Source organism: Arthrobacter sp. JSM 101049 (genome assembly GCF_041679245.1).
Classification (GTDB): Bacteria; Actinomycetota; Actinomycetes; order Actinomycetales; family Micrococcaceae; genus Arthrobacter_H.
Window position 1 is genome coordinate 139,907 of the sequence record NZ_JBGFFC010000002.1, and the last position, 15,772, is coordinate 155,678.

Below are 15,772 nucleotides of genomic sequence, written 5' to 3' on the forward strand. Positions count from 1 at the left end.
CGGTGTGCCCGCCGGCAGACCCGTTACCGGGTCGGTGGCAGGCCAGTGGCCTCCCCGCGGTGCCTCAGCGCATGGCGCGCCGGGCGCTGTCGGTGCGCTGGGCCGGGTTGCCGATGCGCACGTCGGCGGCCAGGACGGTCACGGATCGCGTGGACACCAGGACCGGGTTGAACTCCATCAGCGCCACCTCGGGGTGGTCGTCTTTCAGCGTGGCCACGCGGTGGAGGAAGTCCTCCAGCCCGGCAACATCAACCTCCGGGAAGCCCTGGTAGCCGAAGAGCTTGCGGGAGGCCCGCGGGCTGCGTACGAAGTCGGACAGGTCGGTGTCCGTCAGGGGCGGGATCGCATGCGCCCAGTCGTCGAGCAGGTTCACCGCGTCCCCGGCCAGCCCGTAGGAGACCAGGGGCCCGAGCAGCGGATCCTCCAGCGCACGGACGACGCAGCCCTGCCCGGAGGCGGCCATGGTCTGCACTTCGAGGTCATCGGCGCCGTACTGGCGCAGCACCTGCTGCATGTGCCGGATGTTCGCCCGCAGGGCCTGCTCGTCGGTGATGTTCAGGCGCACGCCGCCGAGGTCCAGGCGATGCCGCAGGTATTGGTCCGTGGCCTTCAGCGCCACCGGCCACCCGATGCGGTGCGCCGCCTCGACCGCGGCATCCTCCGTGGAAAACGGCACCGATTCCAGCACCCGGATGCCGTAGCAGCCCAGCAGGTCGGCCGCCTCCGCAGGGGCCAGCGGCAGCAGGTCGGTGCCCTGGACGCGGCGCATGTACCCCTCCAGGAGTTCCTCGGCCCGCCCGCGGTCGATTCCCGGGGATTCGATGTACTCCCCGAAGTCCCGTTCGCGCCAGGCCACGTAGCGCACCATCTCGGCCAGGGCCTCGATGGCCGCCCCCGGCGAGGCATAGGTCGGCAGGGCGTCCTGGCGGCGGGGTGCCATCGGGTCCGGTGCGGCCTGCGGGGAAGGACCGGCCCCGCCGCCCGCCGTGACGGTGGCTGCTGGGCCGTTGGCGGAGGTTCCGGCGGCTGCCGCTCCCCCGCCTTCGCCGTCGTCGGCTTCGTCGGCGGCTGCTGCGGCCGCGTCGCCGGGCTCCGGTGGCATCTGCAGGAGCCCGGAGGCCGGCTCCCCCGGGTCCATCAGGCCGGTGAACGAGGCCAGCACCGGTTTCCCGGCCCTCCGGCCCGCCTCGTACAGGACCGTGGCCAGTTCGTGGTGGGAGATGCCCACCACGGGCAGCAGGGCGAGGACCAGGCAGTCGACGTCGGGGTTGGCCAGCAACCCGTCCAGGGTGCGGCGAAGCCGGGGAAGCGCCCGGGAGGCCCCGTCGTCGAGCTCCAGTTGACGTTCCCGCAACACGATCGAGAGGCCGTGCTGTTCGGCGTTGTCCTCCACGACGCGGGCCAGGGCCCACGAGCTGGCCACGACGGCCAGCCCTTTCCCGCGGGGCAGGGGCTGGGTGGCGAAGAGCTGGGCGACGTCCATCAGCACCTCGTTCGAGGCCACGCGGACGACCCCGGATTGGCGCAGCATGGCATCCACGGCCCCCAACGGGGCCTGGGTGGTGCGCACCGCGTGCCCCGGCGGCAGGCGCAGGCCCATGACGTCCGATTTCGCCATGAGCACGGGCTTGCTGCGGGCCAGCCGGCGGGCGATGCGCGAGAACTTGCGCGGGTTCCCGAAGCTCTCCAGGAACAGCGCGACCACGCTCGTCTCGGGGTCGTCCTCCCAGAACTGCATGGCGTCGTTGCCGGAAACATCCGCCCGGTTGCCCGCCGAGACGATGCTCGAGACCCCGACGCCCCGCCGGCTGGCCGCGGAGTAGAGCAGCACGCCGATGGCGGCGGACTGGCTGAACAGGCCCACCCCGCCACGGCGGGGCATCCCCGGTGCCATGGAGGCGTTGAAGCTGACCCCCGGTGCCGTGTTGACCAGTCCCAGCGAGGCGGGGCCGATCAGGCGCATGCCGTTGCTGCGGGCCATGCGCACCAGCTCGCGTTGCCGCCGCAGGGCCTCGGCCTGGTCGGTCAGGAAGGTACCGGTGGCCACCAGCAGCCCGCGCACGCCGTGGGCGCCGCAGGCTGCCACGACATCCTCCAATTCGCTTTCGGGGACGGCAATCACGGCCAGGTCGACCGGTTCGGGGATCTCGGCGAGGGAACCGAAGGAGACCATGCCGGCAAGCTCGAGGGCATCCGGGTTCACGGCATACACCGGCCCGGTGAAACCGCCTTCGATGATGTTCTCCAGCAGGGTGTAGCCCACCGAGCCCCAGCGCCGGCTGGCCCCGATGACTGCCACCGAGCGCGGTGCCAGCAATCCCGCCAGGGACTGCGCCTCGGCGCGGTGCTCGCGCGATTCCATGACGGCCCGGGACTTCTCGGTCGGGTCGATCGGGAATTCGAGCATGACCACCCCGTCGTCGAACTTGCGCTTGACCTCGTATCCGGCCTCGGCGAAGACGGTGAGCATCTTGCGGTTCTCGGGGAGCACCTCGGCACTGAAGCGCTCGATCCCGTTCTCTCGTGCCGCGGCGGCGAGGTGCTCGAGCAGGATGGACCCGGCGCCCTTGCCCTGGGTGTTGTCGGCGATGTTGAACGCGACTTCGGCCTCGGCGGGATCGTCGAGCCGGTCGTAGCGGCCCACGCCGATGATCCCGGTGCCGCGCAGCACGATCATCGCCACCCGGTTCACGTGGTCGACCTGGGTGAAGCGGGCGAGTTCGCGGGCGGTCAGCTTGGACTTGAAGGTGAAGAACCGCAGGTAGATCGAGGTCTCGGACTGGCCGGTGTGGAACCGTTGCAGGGCCTCGGCGTCCGAGGGGCCGATGGGCCGCAGGTGGGCCGTGGAGCCGTCCCGCAGCACGACATCGGCTTCCCAATGGGCCGGATATTCAGCGTTTTCCACCTCGTGCACCATAGGCTTAGCCTACGGCCTTCCCGCGCCGATCCGCTGCGATCGGGCGCATCGGGACGTGCGCCCATCGCGGCGCCGTCCACCGGAGGGTGGCAAGCTTCAGCACCGATTCGAGGAATCACACCATGGCCCGCAGGCAGACACCGGAACCACCGCAGGACTTCGTCGAGAACATCGTCGACATCGACGTGACCTCCGAGATGGAGGGGTCGTTCCTGGAGTACGCGTACTCGGTCATCTACTCGCGCGCCCTGCCCGATGCCCGTGACGGCCTCAAGCCGGTGCAGCGCCGCATCCTCTACATGATGACGCAGATGGGCCTGCGGCCGGAGAAGGGGCACGTCAAGAGCGCCCGCGTGGTCGGCGAGGTCATGGGCAAGCTGCACCCGCACGGCGACACGGCCATCTACGACGCCATGGTGCGCATGGCCCAGCACTTCGCCCTGCGCCTGCCGTTGATCGACGGACACGGCAACTTCGGCTCGCTTGACGACGGCCCGGCGGCACCGCGCTACACCGAGGCCCGGCTGGATTCCCCCGCCGTGGCCATGACGGACCACCTCGACGAGGACGTCGTCGACTTCATCCCGAACTACGACAACCAGCTGGTCCAGCCCGAGGTGCTCCCGGCGGCGTTCCCGAACCTGCTGGTCAACGGCACCACCGGCATCGCCGTGGGCATGGCCACCAACATGGCCCCGCACAACCTCGGCGAGGTCATCGCCGCGGCCCGCCACCTGGTGGAGAACCCCGAGGCCACGCTGTCGGAGCTGATGAAGTTCGTTCCCGGCCCGGACCTGCCCAGCGGCGGGATCGTCATCGGGCTCGACGGCATCAAGGACGCCTACACCACCGGGCGGGGATCGTTCAAGACCCGGGCCAAGGTCGAGCTCGAGCAGATCAGCGCGCGCCGCAGCGGCCTGGTCGTCACCGAACTGCCCTACATGGTCGGCCCGGAAAAGGTCATCCAGAAGATCAAGGACGCCGTCACCGCCAAGAAGCTCTCCGGCGTCGCCGACGTGGTGGACCTGACCGACCGCAAGAACGGGATGCGGCTGGTCATCGAGCTGAAGAACGGGTTCAACCCCAACGCGGTGCTGCAGCAGCTGTACAAGTACACCCCGATGGAGGACTCGTTCGGCATCAACAACGTGGCCCTGGTCGACGGGCAGCCACGCACGCTGGGGCTGCGCGAACTGCTCGAGGTCTACGTCGCCCACCGCCTGTCGGTGGTCACCCGCCGCACGGCCTTCCGGCTGCGCAAGAAGAAGGACCGGCTCCACCTGGTGGAGGGGCTGCTGATCGCGATCGTCGACATCGACGAGGTCATCCAGATCATCCGCACCTCGGACGAGACCGCAGCGGCCCGGCAGCGGCTGATGGCCGTATACGACCTGACCGAGATCCAGGCCAACCACATCCTGGAACTGCGGCTGCGGCAGCTGACCAAGTACTCGCAGATCGAACTCGAGAAGGAACGCGACGAACTCCAGCGCGAGATCGAGCGGCTCAGCGCCATCCTCGCCTCCGACGAACTGCTGCGCGGACTGGTCTCCAGCGAGCTGGCCGAGGTGGCCGAACGCTATGCCACCCCGCGCCGCACGGTCCTGCTGAAGTCCGAGGCGGCCACCCCGCTGAAGGGCACCACCATGCCCGCCCCGGTCGGCGCCAGCGCCAAGGCCCCCTTGGCCCTGGAGATCGCCGACGACCCGTGCTGGGCGGTGCTCTCCACGTCGGGACGCCTGGCGCGCACCTCGACCCGCGAGCCGCTGGCCGCGAACGGCCCCCGGGTCAAGCACGACGTGTTGGCCTCGCTGCTGCCGGTGACCGCACGCGGGGAGATCGGCGCCTTGACCTCCACCGGGCGCATGCTGCGCCTGCAGGTGCTGGACATGCCCGTGCTGCCGGCGGCGGCGGCGTTCCCGCACCTCTCCGAGGGGGTGCCGGTGGGCGAATTCGTCCCCCTGGCCAAGGGCGAAACCGTGGTCGGGCTGGTGCCGCTGAACGAGGTGCTGGCGCTGGGGACCGCGCGGGGCGTGGTCAAGCGCGTCACCCCGGACTACCCGCTGAACCGCGACGAATTCGAGGCGATCACCCTCAAGCCCGGCGACCGGGTCGTGGGGGTATGCGTGCCCAGCGAGCACGACGACCTGGTCTTCATATCCGCCCAGGCCCGCCTGCTGCGCTACCCGGCAGCGTCGGTCAGGGCCCAGGGCCGGACGGCCGGTGGCATGGCAGGCATCAAGCTCGCCGGTGACGACGAGGCCATCTTCTTCGGCTCCGCCCACCCCGATGACGACCAGGCGGTCGTCGTCACGATCGCCGCCGCGGGTGCCACCCTGCCCGGAACCGGTGCCGGCACCGTGAAGGTCACGCCGCTGTCCGAATACCCGGTCAAGGGGCGCGCCACCGGCGGCGTGCGCGCCCACCGCTTCCTCAAGGGCGAGGACGTCCTGTCGCTGGCCTGGGCCGGCCACGGTCCGGCCCGGGCCGCCACGTCCGCCGGGGTCTCCCGCGCCCTGCCGATCGAACACGGCCGTCGCGATGGTTCCGGGGTGCCGCTGGCCAGCAAGGTCGATGTCCTCGGCGGGGCGCCCATCGCCCCGGAGGCGGTCGGCGAACCCGCCCCGCCCATCGACCGGGCGCCCGACGGCGGACCGGGCGCCTCCACCGAGGCACCGAAGCGCACCGGCCGATCCGCTGCCGCCCGCCAGGCGGCGTCCTCCGCCGCGGACCGCGCCCCGGCCGCGTCGGCTGAAGCCGCTGCCGAATTCCTCCCCGGATTCGAGCCGGAGCCGCCCCGCCGGGCGCCCCTGGCCGCACCGGACGAGGACAGCGTCCCGTTCGCCGATTCGGCGGTCGTGGAGGTCGAAGGACGCGGCACGACGCCGGTGCGGCCCTAGCTGCCTCCGCTACACCGCCAGGGCCTCGCGGCGGCTGCCGGCCGCGAGGTCGAGCACCGCGTCGGCCCCGGCTGCCATCGCCGGATCGTGGGTGACCATGACGACGGCGGTGCCCGCCAGGGCGCCGCGGAGGTCGGACACCAATGCAGCCGCCTCGTCCTGGCCCAGGTGGGCGGTCGGCTCGTCGAGCAGGACCACCTCCGCGCGGGCGACCAGCGCCCGGGCAACGGCCAGGCGCTGGCGTTGCCCGCCCGAGAGGCGGTGTCCCCCGCTGCCGATGCGGGAGTCCAGCCCGTCGGACTGGTCGGCGAACCAGGAACCGAGTCCGACGGCGGACACGGCGGCGCGCAGTTCGGCGTCCGTGGCCTGGTCGTCGCCGCTGCGCCCCAAGGACAGGTTGTTGCGCACTGTCGAGTCGAACAGGTGCGCCTCCTGCGGGCACCAGGTGATCCGTCCCAGCAGCGGTGCCGCCGCGGCCGGGTCCGACCAGGGGTCCAGGGCCGTCCCGTCACCGGGCAGGAGCCGCAGGGTGCCCGAGGACGGCCGCACGAGGCCCAGCAGGACGGCCAGCAGACTCGATTTCCCGGAACCCGAGGGGCCGGTGATGGCCAGCCATTCGCCGCGCGCGACCCGGGCTGTCACGTCGGCGACCACGGGCGCCTCCCCGCTCCAGGTCACGGCGACCCTCTCGAGTTCGAGTCCGGACAGCGTCCCGGCACCCGCGCTGGCCCCGCCGCCGGCGTGGGCAGCGGAGTCCGCCGGCGAGGCGTGCAGCGGAGCCGCGACACTGGTGGCTGGTTCCAGGACCTCGGCGACGGCGTCGAGCCGGTCCCGGAAAAGCGGGAGCCGGGCGGCGGCGTCGGAGGCATTGGCGAACGGCTCCTGCAGGCTCAGCCCCAGCAGCGCCACAACGGCCAGCAGGGCCGCGGCGTCGGCTCCCGCCGCACCGGAACCGGCGACGACGCCGATGCAGGCCATGGCCGCCAGCCCCGCAGACAGCGCGGCCACCGCCTCCCCCAGCCCGGTGCCCGCTGCGGCGCGCAACAGGGCGCTCGAGGCGGCGCGGTCCCGTCGGGTGAAGTCCCCGGCGGCACGGTCGGAGGCTCCGTTGGCCCGCAGGTCGGCTTCGGCTCCGAGCAGGACGGACAGGCGGCCGGCGATCCAGCTGCGGTGGCGGGCGGCCCGTGCCGCGGAGCCGCGTTCGACCTGCAGCGCCAGCCAGGGGCCCGCACCGAAGCCGAGGACACCGGCGGCGGCGAAGACCCACAGGGTGGACGGCACCAGCCATGCGGCGGTGGCCAGGGAGCCGGCCCACGCCAGGACCGCCGCGGGAAGCGGGACCAGCACGCGCGGCGCGGCATCACGCAGTTCGTCCACATCCGCCACGAGGTGCGTCAGGGCGTCGCCGGAACGCGTCAGCTTCCCCCATCCGGCGGGGCGCTCCGAGAGCGCGTCCCACAACCTGGTCCGCAACACGGTGGCCCAATCGAGCACGGCACGGTGCACGGCGAGCTGCTGGACGTACCGCAACGCGGCGCGGCCGAGCCCGAAGAACCGCACCCCGACAATGGCGACCATCAGGACCATCATCGGCGGGCGGGTGCTGGCGTTGACGATCAGCCATCCCGAGACGGCGGTCAAGGCCGCACCGGAGAGAACCGCGCCGGCCGCGAGCAGGACGCCCCCACCGAGGCCGGAGCGCCACCACCGGATCGAGGCGAGCAGCCGCCAGCGGGCACCTGCAGCGGGACGACGGGCCGCATCCCCGGCGGCGGGGGCGTCGGCCGTCCCGCGGGCCGGGGGTTCGGGGCTCGGTGGTTCCCCCGGCTGCGCTTCCAGGGACTCCGGCTCCGGATCCGGATCGGCGGCAAGGGTGTTCTCGGTCCCGCGCAGCAGGGCCGCCAGCGTCGCGTCGTGGGTGGCAACGACCAGCATCACCTGGCCGCGCAGGCCGGCCAGAGTGGAGCGCACGGCGGCCGCGCTGACCGCATCGAGGTGGGCCGTGGGCTCGTCGGCCAGCAGCAGACGGGCCCCGGCCCGGCGGACGCGGAGCAGCCCGCGGGCCACGGCGACGCGCCGCTGCTCCCCGGGGCTGAGCCGCTCCAGGGGCCGGTCCCTCAAGGCGGCGGCGTTCACCTCGCGCAGCGCTGCGGCGATTTCCGCCTCGGTGGCCTCGGGGGCATGGAAGGCCAGTTCCCGCGCGGCCGTCGGCTCGGTGAAACGCGGGTGCTGCCCGATCCACGCGGTCTCTGTCGCCGGGGGAACCACCAGGCTGCCCTCGACCGCGGTCCCGGCGGGCAACAGCCCCGCCAGGGCCTTCAACCACGTCGTCTTGCCCGTCCCCGACGCCGTGTCCAGCACCGCGGCTCCCCCGGGCTGCAGCTCCAGCTCCGCTGCCCGGAGCACGTCACGGCCGGCCCCGGGATACCTGACCCGCAGCCCGTGGACCCGTACGGCACCGGTTTCCGGCCTGTCGGCAGGTGCTGTTGGCCCGGCGTCCGCGGTATCGTCCCCGCTGAGGGCCTCGGCACGCCGCAGCGCCTCGACGCCGTCCTCCGAGGCATGGAAGGCCGCCCCGACGTTGCGCAGCGGCAGGAACACCTCGGGGGCGAGGATCAGCGCCAACAGTCCGACCTCGAGCCCCAGGCTCCCGTAGACCAGCCGGACGCCGACGAACACGGCCACCACCGCCACGGAGATCGTGGCAATCAGCTCCAGGGCGAATCCGGACAGGAACGCGGTGCGCAGGGTGTCCATCGTCCGCTCGCGGTACCGCTGGGACACGGCGCCCAGGCCCCGCTGCCGACCCGCGGCGCGGCGCAGTCCGACGAGGGCGGGCAGCCCCTGGGCGAGCTCGGCGAGTTGGTTGGACAGCGCGTCGAGGCCGGCCGCTGCCCGGGAGATCCGGTCGCGGGTGTGCAGGCCGATCAGGGCCATGAACAGCGGCACCAACGGCACGGTGCAGACCAGGACGACGGCGCTGACCCAGTCGGCGGCCAGGATCCGGGCACCGATGAACACCGGCACGACGGCGGCACCCACCACTGCGGGCAGGAACGTCGTGTAGTACTCATCCAAGCCGTCGAGGCCCCGCGAGGCCAGGGCCGCCACCGCGCCGTTGCCGCGCGGCGCGTCGGGCGCGTCCGTGCGTGCCCGACCGGTGAGGACGGCGGTGACCAGGCGGTGGCGCAGCCGTTCCTTGGCGCCCAGGGCCACCCGTTGGGAGGCGTAGGCCAGCCCCCACGTGGACAGCGACCGCAACAGGGCGCCCAGGCAGCCGCCCACGAGCACCGGGGCCAGCGAGCCAGCCAGATGCAGCATCCCGGCCTCGAAGCCGGCGGCGGCAGCGGTCGGCTCACCGGCGGAGGCGACGACGGCGATCCCGGCGGCGACCGCCTGGCCCAACAGGATCAGCCCGACCGCCTTGAGCGCGGAGAGCCCGGCGAGCACTGCCAGTTGCCGTCGGGGGATCCCGCGCAGGGCGCGGTGCGGCCCCGGGGCGCGGTCCGTCGTCGTCCTCGTCGTCATGCCTGCCTACACCACCGGTGTGACGTGGTGGCTGGCGGGGATGTGGTGCTCGGAGACGCGGCGGCGGAACACCCAGTACGTCCAGCCCTGGTACAGCAGGACGAGCGGGATGCCGAAGGCGGCGATGATGCTCATCAGGCCCAGCGTGTAGGGGCTGGACGAGGCGTTGGCGACGGTGAGGTCGAACGCCGCATCGAGGGTCGAGGGCAGCACCACCGGGAAGACGGCCACGAAGATGGAGGACACCCCGCCGAGCAGGAAGATCCCGGACCAGGCAAAGGACCAGCCCTCGGCACCGCTGCGGTTGGCCAGCCACCCGGCGACACCGCCGATGACGGCGATGCCCAGCAGGGTCAGGGCCGCGGGCTTGCCCGTGGGCACGACCACCAGGACGGCCCAGGCGGCCATGGGCAGCAGCGCGGCCGGAAGCCACCGGCCGATGAGGTGGCGGGCCCTCTGCCGCAGCTCGCCGTCGGTCTTCAGGCCCACGAAGGCCAGGGCATGGACGAGCGCGAACGCCACCACCGCCAACCCGCCCAGGACCGCGTAGCCGTTCAGCCAGGCGAAGGCGCCGCCGACCCGGTCGCCGTTGGCATCCAGCGGCAGCCCCGTCGTCGTCAGGGCCAGCATCGCACCGACGCCGAAGGCCGCGGTGAAGGAGCCCAGGCTGATCGCCCAGTCCCAGGCGTTGCGGCTGGACTGGCGGTGGGCCTTGCCCCGGTACTCGAATGCGACGGCTCGGAAGATCAGGGCGACCAGCACCAGGACCAGGGGAACGTAGAGCGCGGAGAAGAGCGAGGCGTACCACATCGGGAAGGCGGCGAAGGTGGCCGCCCCTGCGGTGATCAGCCAGACCTCGTTGCCGTCCCAGACGGGCCCGATGGTGTTCAGCAGTACGCGCCGTTGGCGTTCATTGCGGGCCAGCAGCTTCATGAGCATGCCGACGCCCAGGTCGAAGCCCTCGAGGAACAGGTAGCCGGACCAGAAGACGGCGATGATCACGAACCAGAGGGTGGGGAGGAATTCCATCATCAATCCTTTGTCGTTGCCGGTCTAGTACGCGAAGGCGAGCACGTCGCCGCCGTCCTGGGACCCGTCGGGTCCCGCCCCCTCGTCCGAGCCGTCGCGGCCGCCCGGGGGCGCTGCGGCCAATTCGGGCATCGCCGAGGGGACGCCGCCGCGCACGTAGCGCACGAGCATCTTGACCTCGATGACGGCCAGCACTCCGTAGACGGCCGTGAGTGCGATGAGCGAGAAGAGCATCTCCCCCGCCGAGACACCCGGCGACACCGCCGCGGCGGTGTACATGAACACCTGGTCCACCGACCCGTCCATGGTGGGGTTGGGGGCGACGACGAACGGCTGGCGGCCCATCTCGGTGAAGATCCAGCCGGCGGAGTTGGCACCGAAGGGCGCCAGGATCCCGAAGACGGCCAGGCGGGAGATCCACTTGTTCTCCGGGACGGTTCCCTTGCGGACCATCCACAGGGCCACCAGCGCGGCGAAGGCGGCGAGCCCGCCGAAGGTGATCATGAGGCGGAAACCCCAGTAGGTGACCTCCATCAGGGGCAGGTAGTTGATCTCCTGTCCCGCGCGTTCCCCGTACATCGGATCGTCGGGCAGGTGGGTTCCGTACTTCTCCTGGTATTGCGGCAACAGCGTGTTCACGCCGGGGATCTCGGTGGTGAAGTTGTCGTTGGCCAGGAAGGACAGCAGGCCGGGCAGCTCGAAGACGGCGACGACGTCGTCGCAGGTGGTGGCGCCGTTGCCCTTGAGGTTGCCGATCGTCAGCACGGAGAAGCCGGTGCCGTCGTGGCAGGCGGCTTCGGCGGCTGCCATCTTCATGGGTTGTTGCTTGAACATCAGTTGTGCCTGGGCGTGGCCGGACAGCGCCACCCCGGCGAAGGCCACCATGGCGACGACGGCGCCGAGGCGCAGGGACTTCAGCCAGACGGCGTGGTCGGTCTTGTCGCGGCCGACCCCGTGGGCAGTGTCCTCGCCCACGATGACCCGCCCGTCGGCGTCGACGGTGTCGATGCCGGCAGCGCGACGGCGGTAGAGGTGGAACCAGGAAATGCCGATCAGGAACCCGCCGGCGACGGCGAAGGCGCCGAAGATGGTGTGCGGGAAGGTCACCAGTGCGGTGTTGTTGGTGAAGACGGCCCACGCGTCGGTCATGACGGCGCGGCCGTCGATCATCTCGACGCCGACGGGGTGCTGCATCCACGAGTTCGCGACCAGGATGAAGTAGGCGGAGAACACCGAGGCCAGGGTGGCGGCCCAGATGCACGCCAGGTGGACCAGCCGGGGCAGCCGTTGCCAGCCGAAGATCCACAGTCCCAGGAAGGTGGACTCGACGAAGAAGGCCAGAAGCGATTCCATGGCCAGCGGCGCTCCGAAGACGTCCCCGACGAAGCGCGAGTATTCGCTCCAGGCCATGCCGAACTGGAATTCCTGCACCAGGCCGGTGGCCACGCCCATGATGAAGTTGATCAGGAAGAGCTTGCCCCAGAACTTCGTCATCCGCAGGTATTCGGCGCGGCCCGTCCGCACCCACACGGTTTGCAGCACCGCGACGAGGATGCCCAGTCCGATGGTTAGGGGCACCATCAGGAAGTGGTAGACGGTGGTGATGCCGAACTGCCATCGCGCTATTTCGAGGGGGTCCATGTGCAACCTTCCGAACGCTGCGGGATCAGCGGGCCGGTCGTCCGACCCGAACTTCTACAACTCGTAGAATACTTCATTTCTACTGTATGTAGAACCTCGGGCGAATTCAGGGTAGATTGGTATCAGCGCAGCGTTCCGGACGCCGGCGGCCCCCCGCTGCTCCGGATCTGCGCATGTCCTGGTTGGCTAGATAAGGAACACCATTGGCAACTCTCGGCGACCTCGAACGCTCGGTGATGGATCTGTTGTGGGATAGCGCCGAAGCGCAGACCGCCAACGACCTGCGCGACAAGCTGGCGCAGGCCCAAGGCAATGACGGCAAGGAACTCGCCGTAACGACCGTGTTGACGGTGCTCGCCCGATTGGAGAAGAAGCAGCTCGTGACCCGGGAACGGGACACGCGGCCGCACCGCTACCGGGCGGTGACAAGCCGCGAGGAGCACACCGTGGGCTTGATGAACGAGGCCATGGGCAATGTCATGGACCGCGAGGCGGTATTGGCCCGCTTCATTGGCGGGATCTCGCCCGACGAGCTCGCCTCCCTGCGGCGCATCCTCGACGACGGGGCCAAAGCATAGCCGCGGCCCGGTAGCCGCCAGCCGGTCCCCATGCTGACCGCCTCCTACCTCCTGCTCGGTCTCGCCATTATCCTGGCGTGGCCGGCCCCAGTGGTGCTCTCACGCTCCCGCTGGACCTCGCGGTCGCCCTTCACCGCCCTCCTGCTCTGGCAGGCCATAGCCCTGGCCGGTGGGCTCTCGATGATCGGGGCCTTCCTGGTCTGGGGCCTGGAACCGCTGGGCGGAAACCTGCTGTCCGCCCTGCGCGGCTTCTGGGGGGTGTTCGTCGGGGAACCGGGCGCCGAACAGTTGACAGTCATCCACGTCTTCGCCCTCAGTACCGCCCTGCTGATCGGCGGGCATCTGGTGTTCACCCTCTTGCTGACCGCCTACAAGGTCACGCGGCAGCGTGCCCGCCACCGTCGGTTGCTCGCCCTGCTCAGTGGCCCCTCGCCCTCCATTCCCGGCGCCGTCGTCGTCGAGCACCAGGCGCCCGTGGCCTATTGCCTGCCGGGATTCAGCGGATCATTAACGGTTCTGTCCCGGGGCCTGCTGGACTCGCTCGACGAGGAGGGCCTGCACGGGGTCATCGCGCACGAGCGGGCCCACCTGGACCAGCGACATGACCTGCTGGTCCTGGCCTTCGAATCCTGGCACCAGGCGCTTCCGTGGCTGCCGACGTCCCGCCTGGCCCGCTTCGCGGTGCAGGAATTGATCGAGATGCTGGCCGACGACGCCGCGCTGGAGCGCGTCTCACGGGAGGACCTGCTGCGTTCGCTCGTGGCAGTTTCCGCGGGCATGGACACGCTGGACCAAGCGGCCCGACCCACGCCGCCGGCCGGGAACTCCGCGGCCGCCGGGGCCAGCGCCCTGTCCTCTGCCGTCCCGGGTCCCTCCGTCGGCATCCCCGGCGGCGAGCTGTCCTCGTTGCGCTTGCGGCGCCTGCTCAGCCCCGTGGCCGAGCTTCCGGCGCCCGGGCGCGTCGCCGTCATGGCCACCTCGGTGCTGTTGATCATCGTGCCGACGCTGGCACTGGTCGCCCCCGGCCTGCTGACCTGACGCAGCCGCTCAGGCGTCGATCTGCTCCATGTCCAGGCGCTCGGCGCCGGCAATGAGGAATTCCTTGCGCGGCGCAACGTCGCTGCCCATCAGCAGGTCGAATACCTGCTCGGCCCGTTCGGCATCGGCGATGTTCACCCGCCGCAGCATCCGGTGCCGGGGATCCATGGTGGTCTCCGAGAGTTGTTCGGCATCCATCTCGCCCAGGCCCTTGTACCGCTGGATCGGCTCCTTGTACTTCTTGCCCTGGGCTTCGAGGTCCTTCAGGACCGAGTGCAGTTCGTTTTCCGAATACGTGTAGACCATCTCGTTGGGTTTCGTCCCCGAGTGGATGACCTCGACACGGTGCAATGGCGGCACGGCGGCATAGACGCGCCCATGTTCGACCATCGGGCGCATGTAGCGGAAGAACAAGGTCAACAACAGCGTGCGGATGTGCGCGCCGTCGACATCGGCGTCGGTCATCAGCACGACCTTGCCGTACCGGGCTGCCGAGATGTCGAAGCTCCTGCCCGAGCCGGCCCCGACGACCTGGATCAACGCCGCGCATTCGGCATTCGAGAGCATGTCGCCCACCGATGCCTTTTGGACGTTCAGGATCTTGCCGCGGATGGGCAGCAGGGCCTGGAAGTCCGAGGAACGGGCCAGCTTGGCCGTGCCCAGGGCCGAGTCGCCCTCGACGATGAACAGTTCCGAGCGCTTGACGTCGTCGCTGCGGCAGTCCGCCAGCTTGGTCGGCAGGGAGGAGGTCTCCAGGGCGCTCTTCCGACGCTGCGTCTCCTTGTGGACGCGGGCCGAGACGCGGGACTTCATCTCGTTGACGACCTTTTCCAGCAGGGTGCTGGCCTGCTGCTTGTCGGCCCGGGCGGAGGACGTCAGGCGGGTGCCGAGCTGCTTTTCAACGACGCGCGAGACGATCTGCCGCACCGCTGAGGTGCCGAGGATTTCCTTGGTCTGGCCTTCGAATTGCGGCTCGGCCAGGCGGACGGTGAGCACGGCGGTCATCCCTGCCGTGACGTCGTCCTTTTCGATCTTGTCGTTGCCGGCCTTGAGCTTGCGGGCGTTGGCTTCGACGACCTTGCGGAACGTCTTGAGCAATGCCTGTTCGAAACCGGTCTGGTGGGTGCCGCCCTTGGGCGTGGCGATGATGTTCACGAAGCTGCGCAGCGTGGTGTCGTAGCCGATGCCCCAGCGCAGCGCGATGTCGACTTCGCAGGAACGGTCGACCTCCATCACCCGGCTGTGCCCGGAATCGTCGAGCACGGGCACCGATTCCTTGAAGGTCCCGGTTCCCTGGATGCGCCAGATATCCGTTACCCCCGGGTCGTTGGCCAGGTAATCGACGAACTCGGAGATCCCGCCATCGTGGTGGAAGACCTCCTCGACGGCGCCATCCTCCCCCGCGGTGCCGGCGAGCTTGCGCTCGTCGCGCAGCGTGATGCGCAGACCAGGGACCAGGAAGGCCGTCTGCCGGGCGCGGGCTTCGAGCTCCTCGTACGAGAACTTGGCGTCTGCCGTGAAGATTTGCCGGTCGGCCCAGTAGCGGATGCGGGTTCCGGTGACGCCCCGCTTGGCCTTGCCGACGATATCCAGCTCGGAATTCTCCACGAACGCCTCGAACGGCGCATCGGGCTTGGGCTTGCCGGTGTCCTTGAAGCGCCCCGGTTCCCCGCGCCGGAACTGCATCTGGTAGGTCTTGCCTCCGCGGTCGACCTGCACATCGAGCCGGCCGGACAAGGCGTTCACGACGCTGGCGCCGACGCCGTGGAGGCCGCCGGACGCGGTATAGGAACCACCGCCGAACTTGCCCCCGGCGTGGAGCTTCGTGAAGACCACCTCGACACCGGTCAGGCCGGTTTTCGGCTCGACGTCGACGGGGATGCCACGGCCGTCGTCGTGGATCTCGACGGAGCCGTCGGGGTGCAGCACCACTGTGATGCTCTGGCCGAAGCCGCCGAGAGCCTCGTCAACCGAGTTGTCGATGATTTCCCAGAGACAGTGCATGAGGCCGCGGGAATCGGTCGAGCCGACGTACATGCCAGGACGCTTCCGGACGGCTTCCAGGCCTTCGAGCACGGAGAGGTGGCGTGCGTTGTACTCAGAACTCGGTGCCACGGGGACTGACTCCTTGCCGGCGGTGG

Annotated in this window: 8 protein-coding genes; 3 read left to right on the forward strand and 5 right to left on the reverse strand. The window is 70.5% G+C overall.

Annotated features, from left to right (window positions below):
- Window positions 1-64 precede the first annotated feature (64 nt).
- Window positions 65-2,917, reverse strand: a complete 2,853-nt coding sequence (locus AB8M85_RS05835) for a GNAT family N-acetyltransferase (RefSeq protein ID WP_372697842.1) — start codon at window positions 2,915-2,917, stop codon at window positions 65-67.
- 122 nt (window positions 2,918-3,039) lie between these two features.
- On the opposite strand from AB8M85_RS05835, the gene AB8M85_RS05840 reads away from it, so the two are divergent.
- On the forward strand, window positions 3,040-5,817 hold the full coding sequence (locus AB8M85_RS05840; RefSeq protein ID WP_372697843.1) for a DNA topoisomerase (ATP-hydrolyzing) subunit A: 2,778 nt from the start codon (window positions 3,040-3,042) through the stop codon (window positions 5,815-5,817).
- A gap of 9 nt (window positions 5,818-5,826) precedes the next feature.
- On the opposite strand, the gene cydC is transcribed toward AB8M85_RS05840, so the two are convergent.
- Genes cydC through AB8M85_RS05855 form a run of 3 tightly spaced genes read right to left on the reverse strand, consistent with a single transcriptional unit; the run spans window position 5,827 to window position 12,015 of the window.
- On the reverse strand, window positions 5,827-9,345 hold the full coding sequence (cydC, locus tag AB8M85_RS05845; RefSeq protein ID WP_372697844.1) for a thiol reductant ABC exporter subunit CydC: 3,519 nt from the start codon (window positions 9,343-9,345) through the stop codon (window positions 5,827-5,829).
- 6 nt (window positions 9,346-9,351) lie between these two features.
- Window positions 9,352-10,374, reverse strand: a complete 1,023-nt coding sequence (gene cydB / locus AB8M85_RS05850) for a cytochrome d ubiquinol oxidase subunit II (RefSeq protein WP_372698531.1) — start codon at window positions 10,372-10,374, stop codon at window positions 9,352-9,354.
- A gap of 24 nt (window positions 10,375-10,398) precedes the next feature.
- The gene (locus AB8M85_RS05855) at window positions 10,399-12,015 is read right to left on the reverse strand and encodes a cytochrome ubiquinol oxidase subunit I (RefSeq protein WP_372697845.1); all 1,617 of its coding nucleotides are present in this window, start codon (window positions 12,013-12,015) and stop codon (window positions 10,399-10,401) included.
- Between the two features lie 203 nt (window positions 12,016-12,218).
- Here AB8M85_RS05855 and AB8M85_RS05860 point away from each other — a divergent pair, with 203 nt between their 5' ends.
- Window positions 12,219-12,593: a BlaI/MecI/CopY family transcriptional regulator gene (locus tag AB8M85_RS05860; protein WP_372697846.1), complete on the forward strand. Its 375-nt coding sequence runs from the start codon at window positions 12,219-12,221 to the stop codon at window positions 12,591-12,593.
- Between the two features lie 30 nt (window positions 12,594-12,623).
- Window positions 12,624-13,631 (forward strand): M56 family metallopeptidase, encoded by a 1,008-nt coding sequence (locus AB8M85_RS05865; protein ID WP_372697847.1) that lies wholly within the window; start codon window positions 12,624-12,626, stop codon window positions 13,629-13,631.
- A 9-nt stretch (window positions 13,632-13,640) separates the two neighbouring features.
- On the opposite strand, the gene AB8M85_RS05870 is transcribed toward AB8M85_RS05865, so the two are convergent.
- The gene (locus AB8M85_RS05870) at window positions 13,641-15,746 is read right to left on the reverse strand and encodes a type IIA DNA topoisomerase subunit B (RefSeq protein WP_372697848.1); all 2,106 of its coding nucleotides are present in this window, start codon (window positions 15,744-15,746) and stop codon (window positions 13,641-13,643) included.
- Window positions 15,747-15,772: the final 26 nt, after the last annotated feature.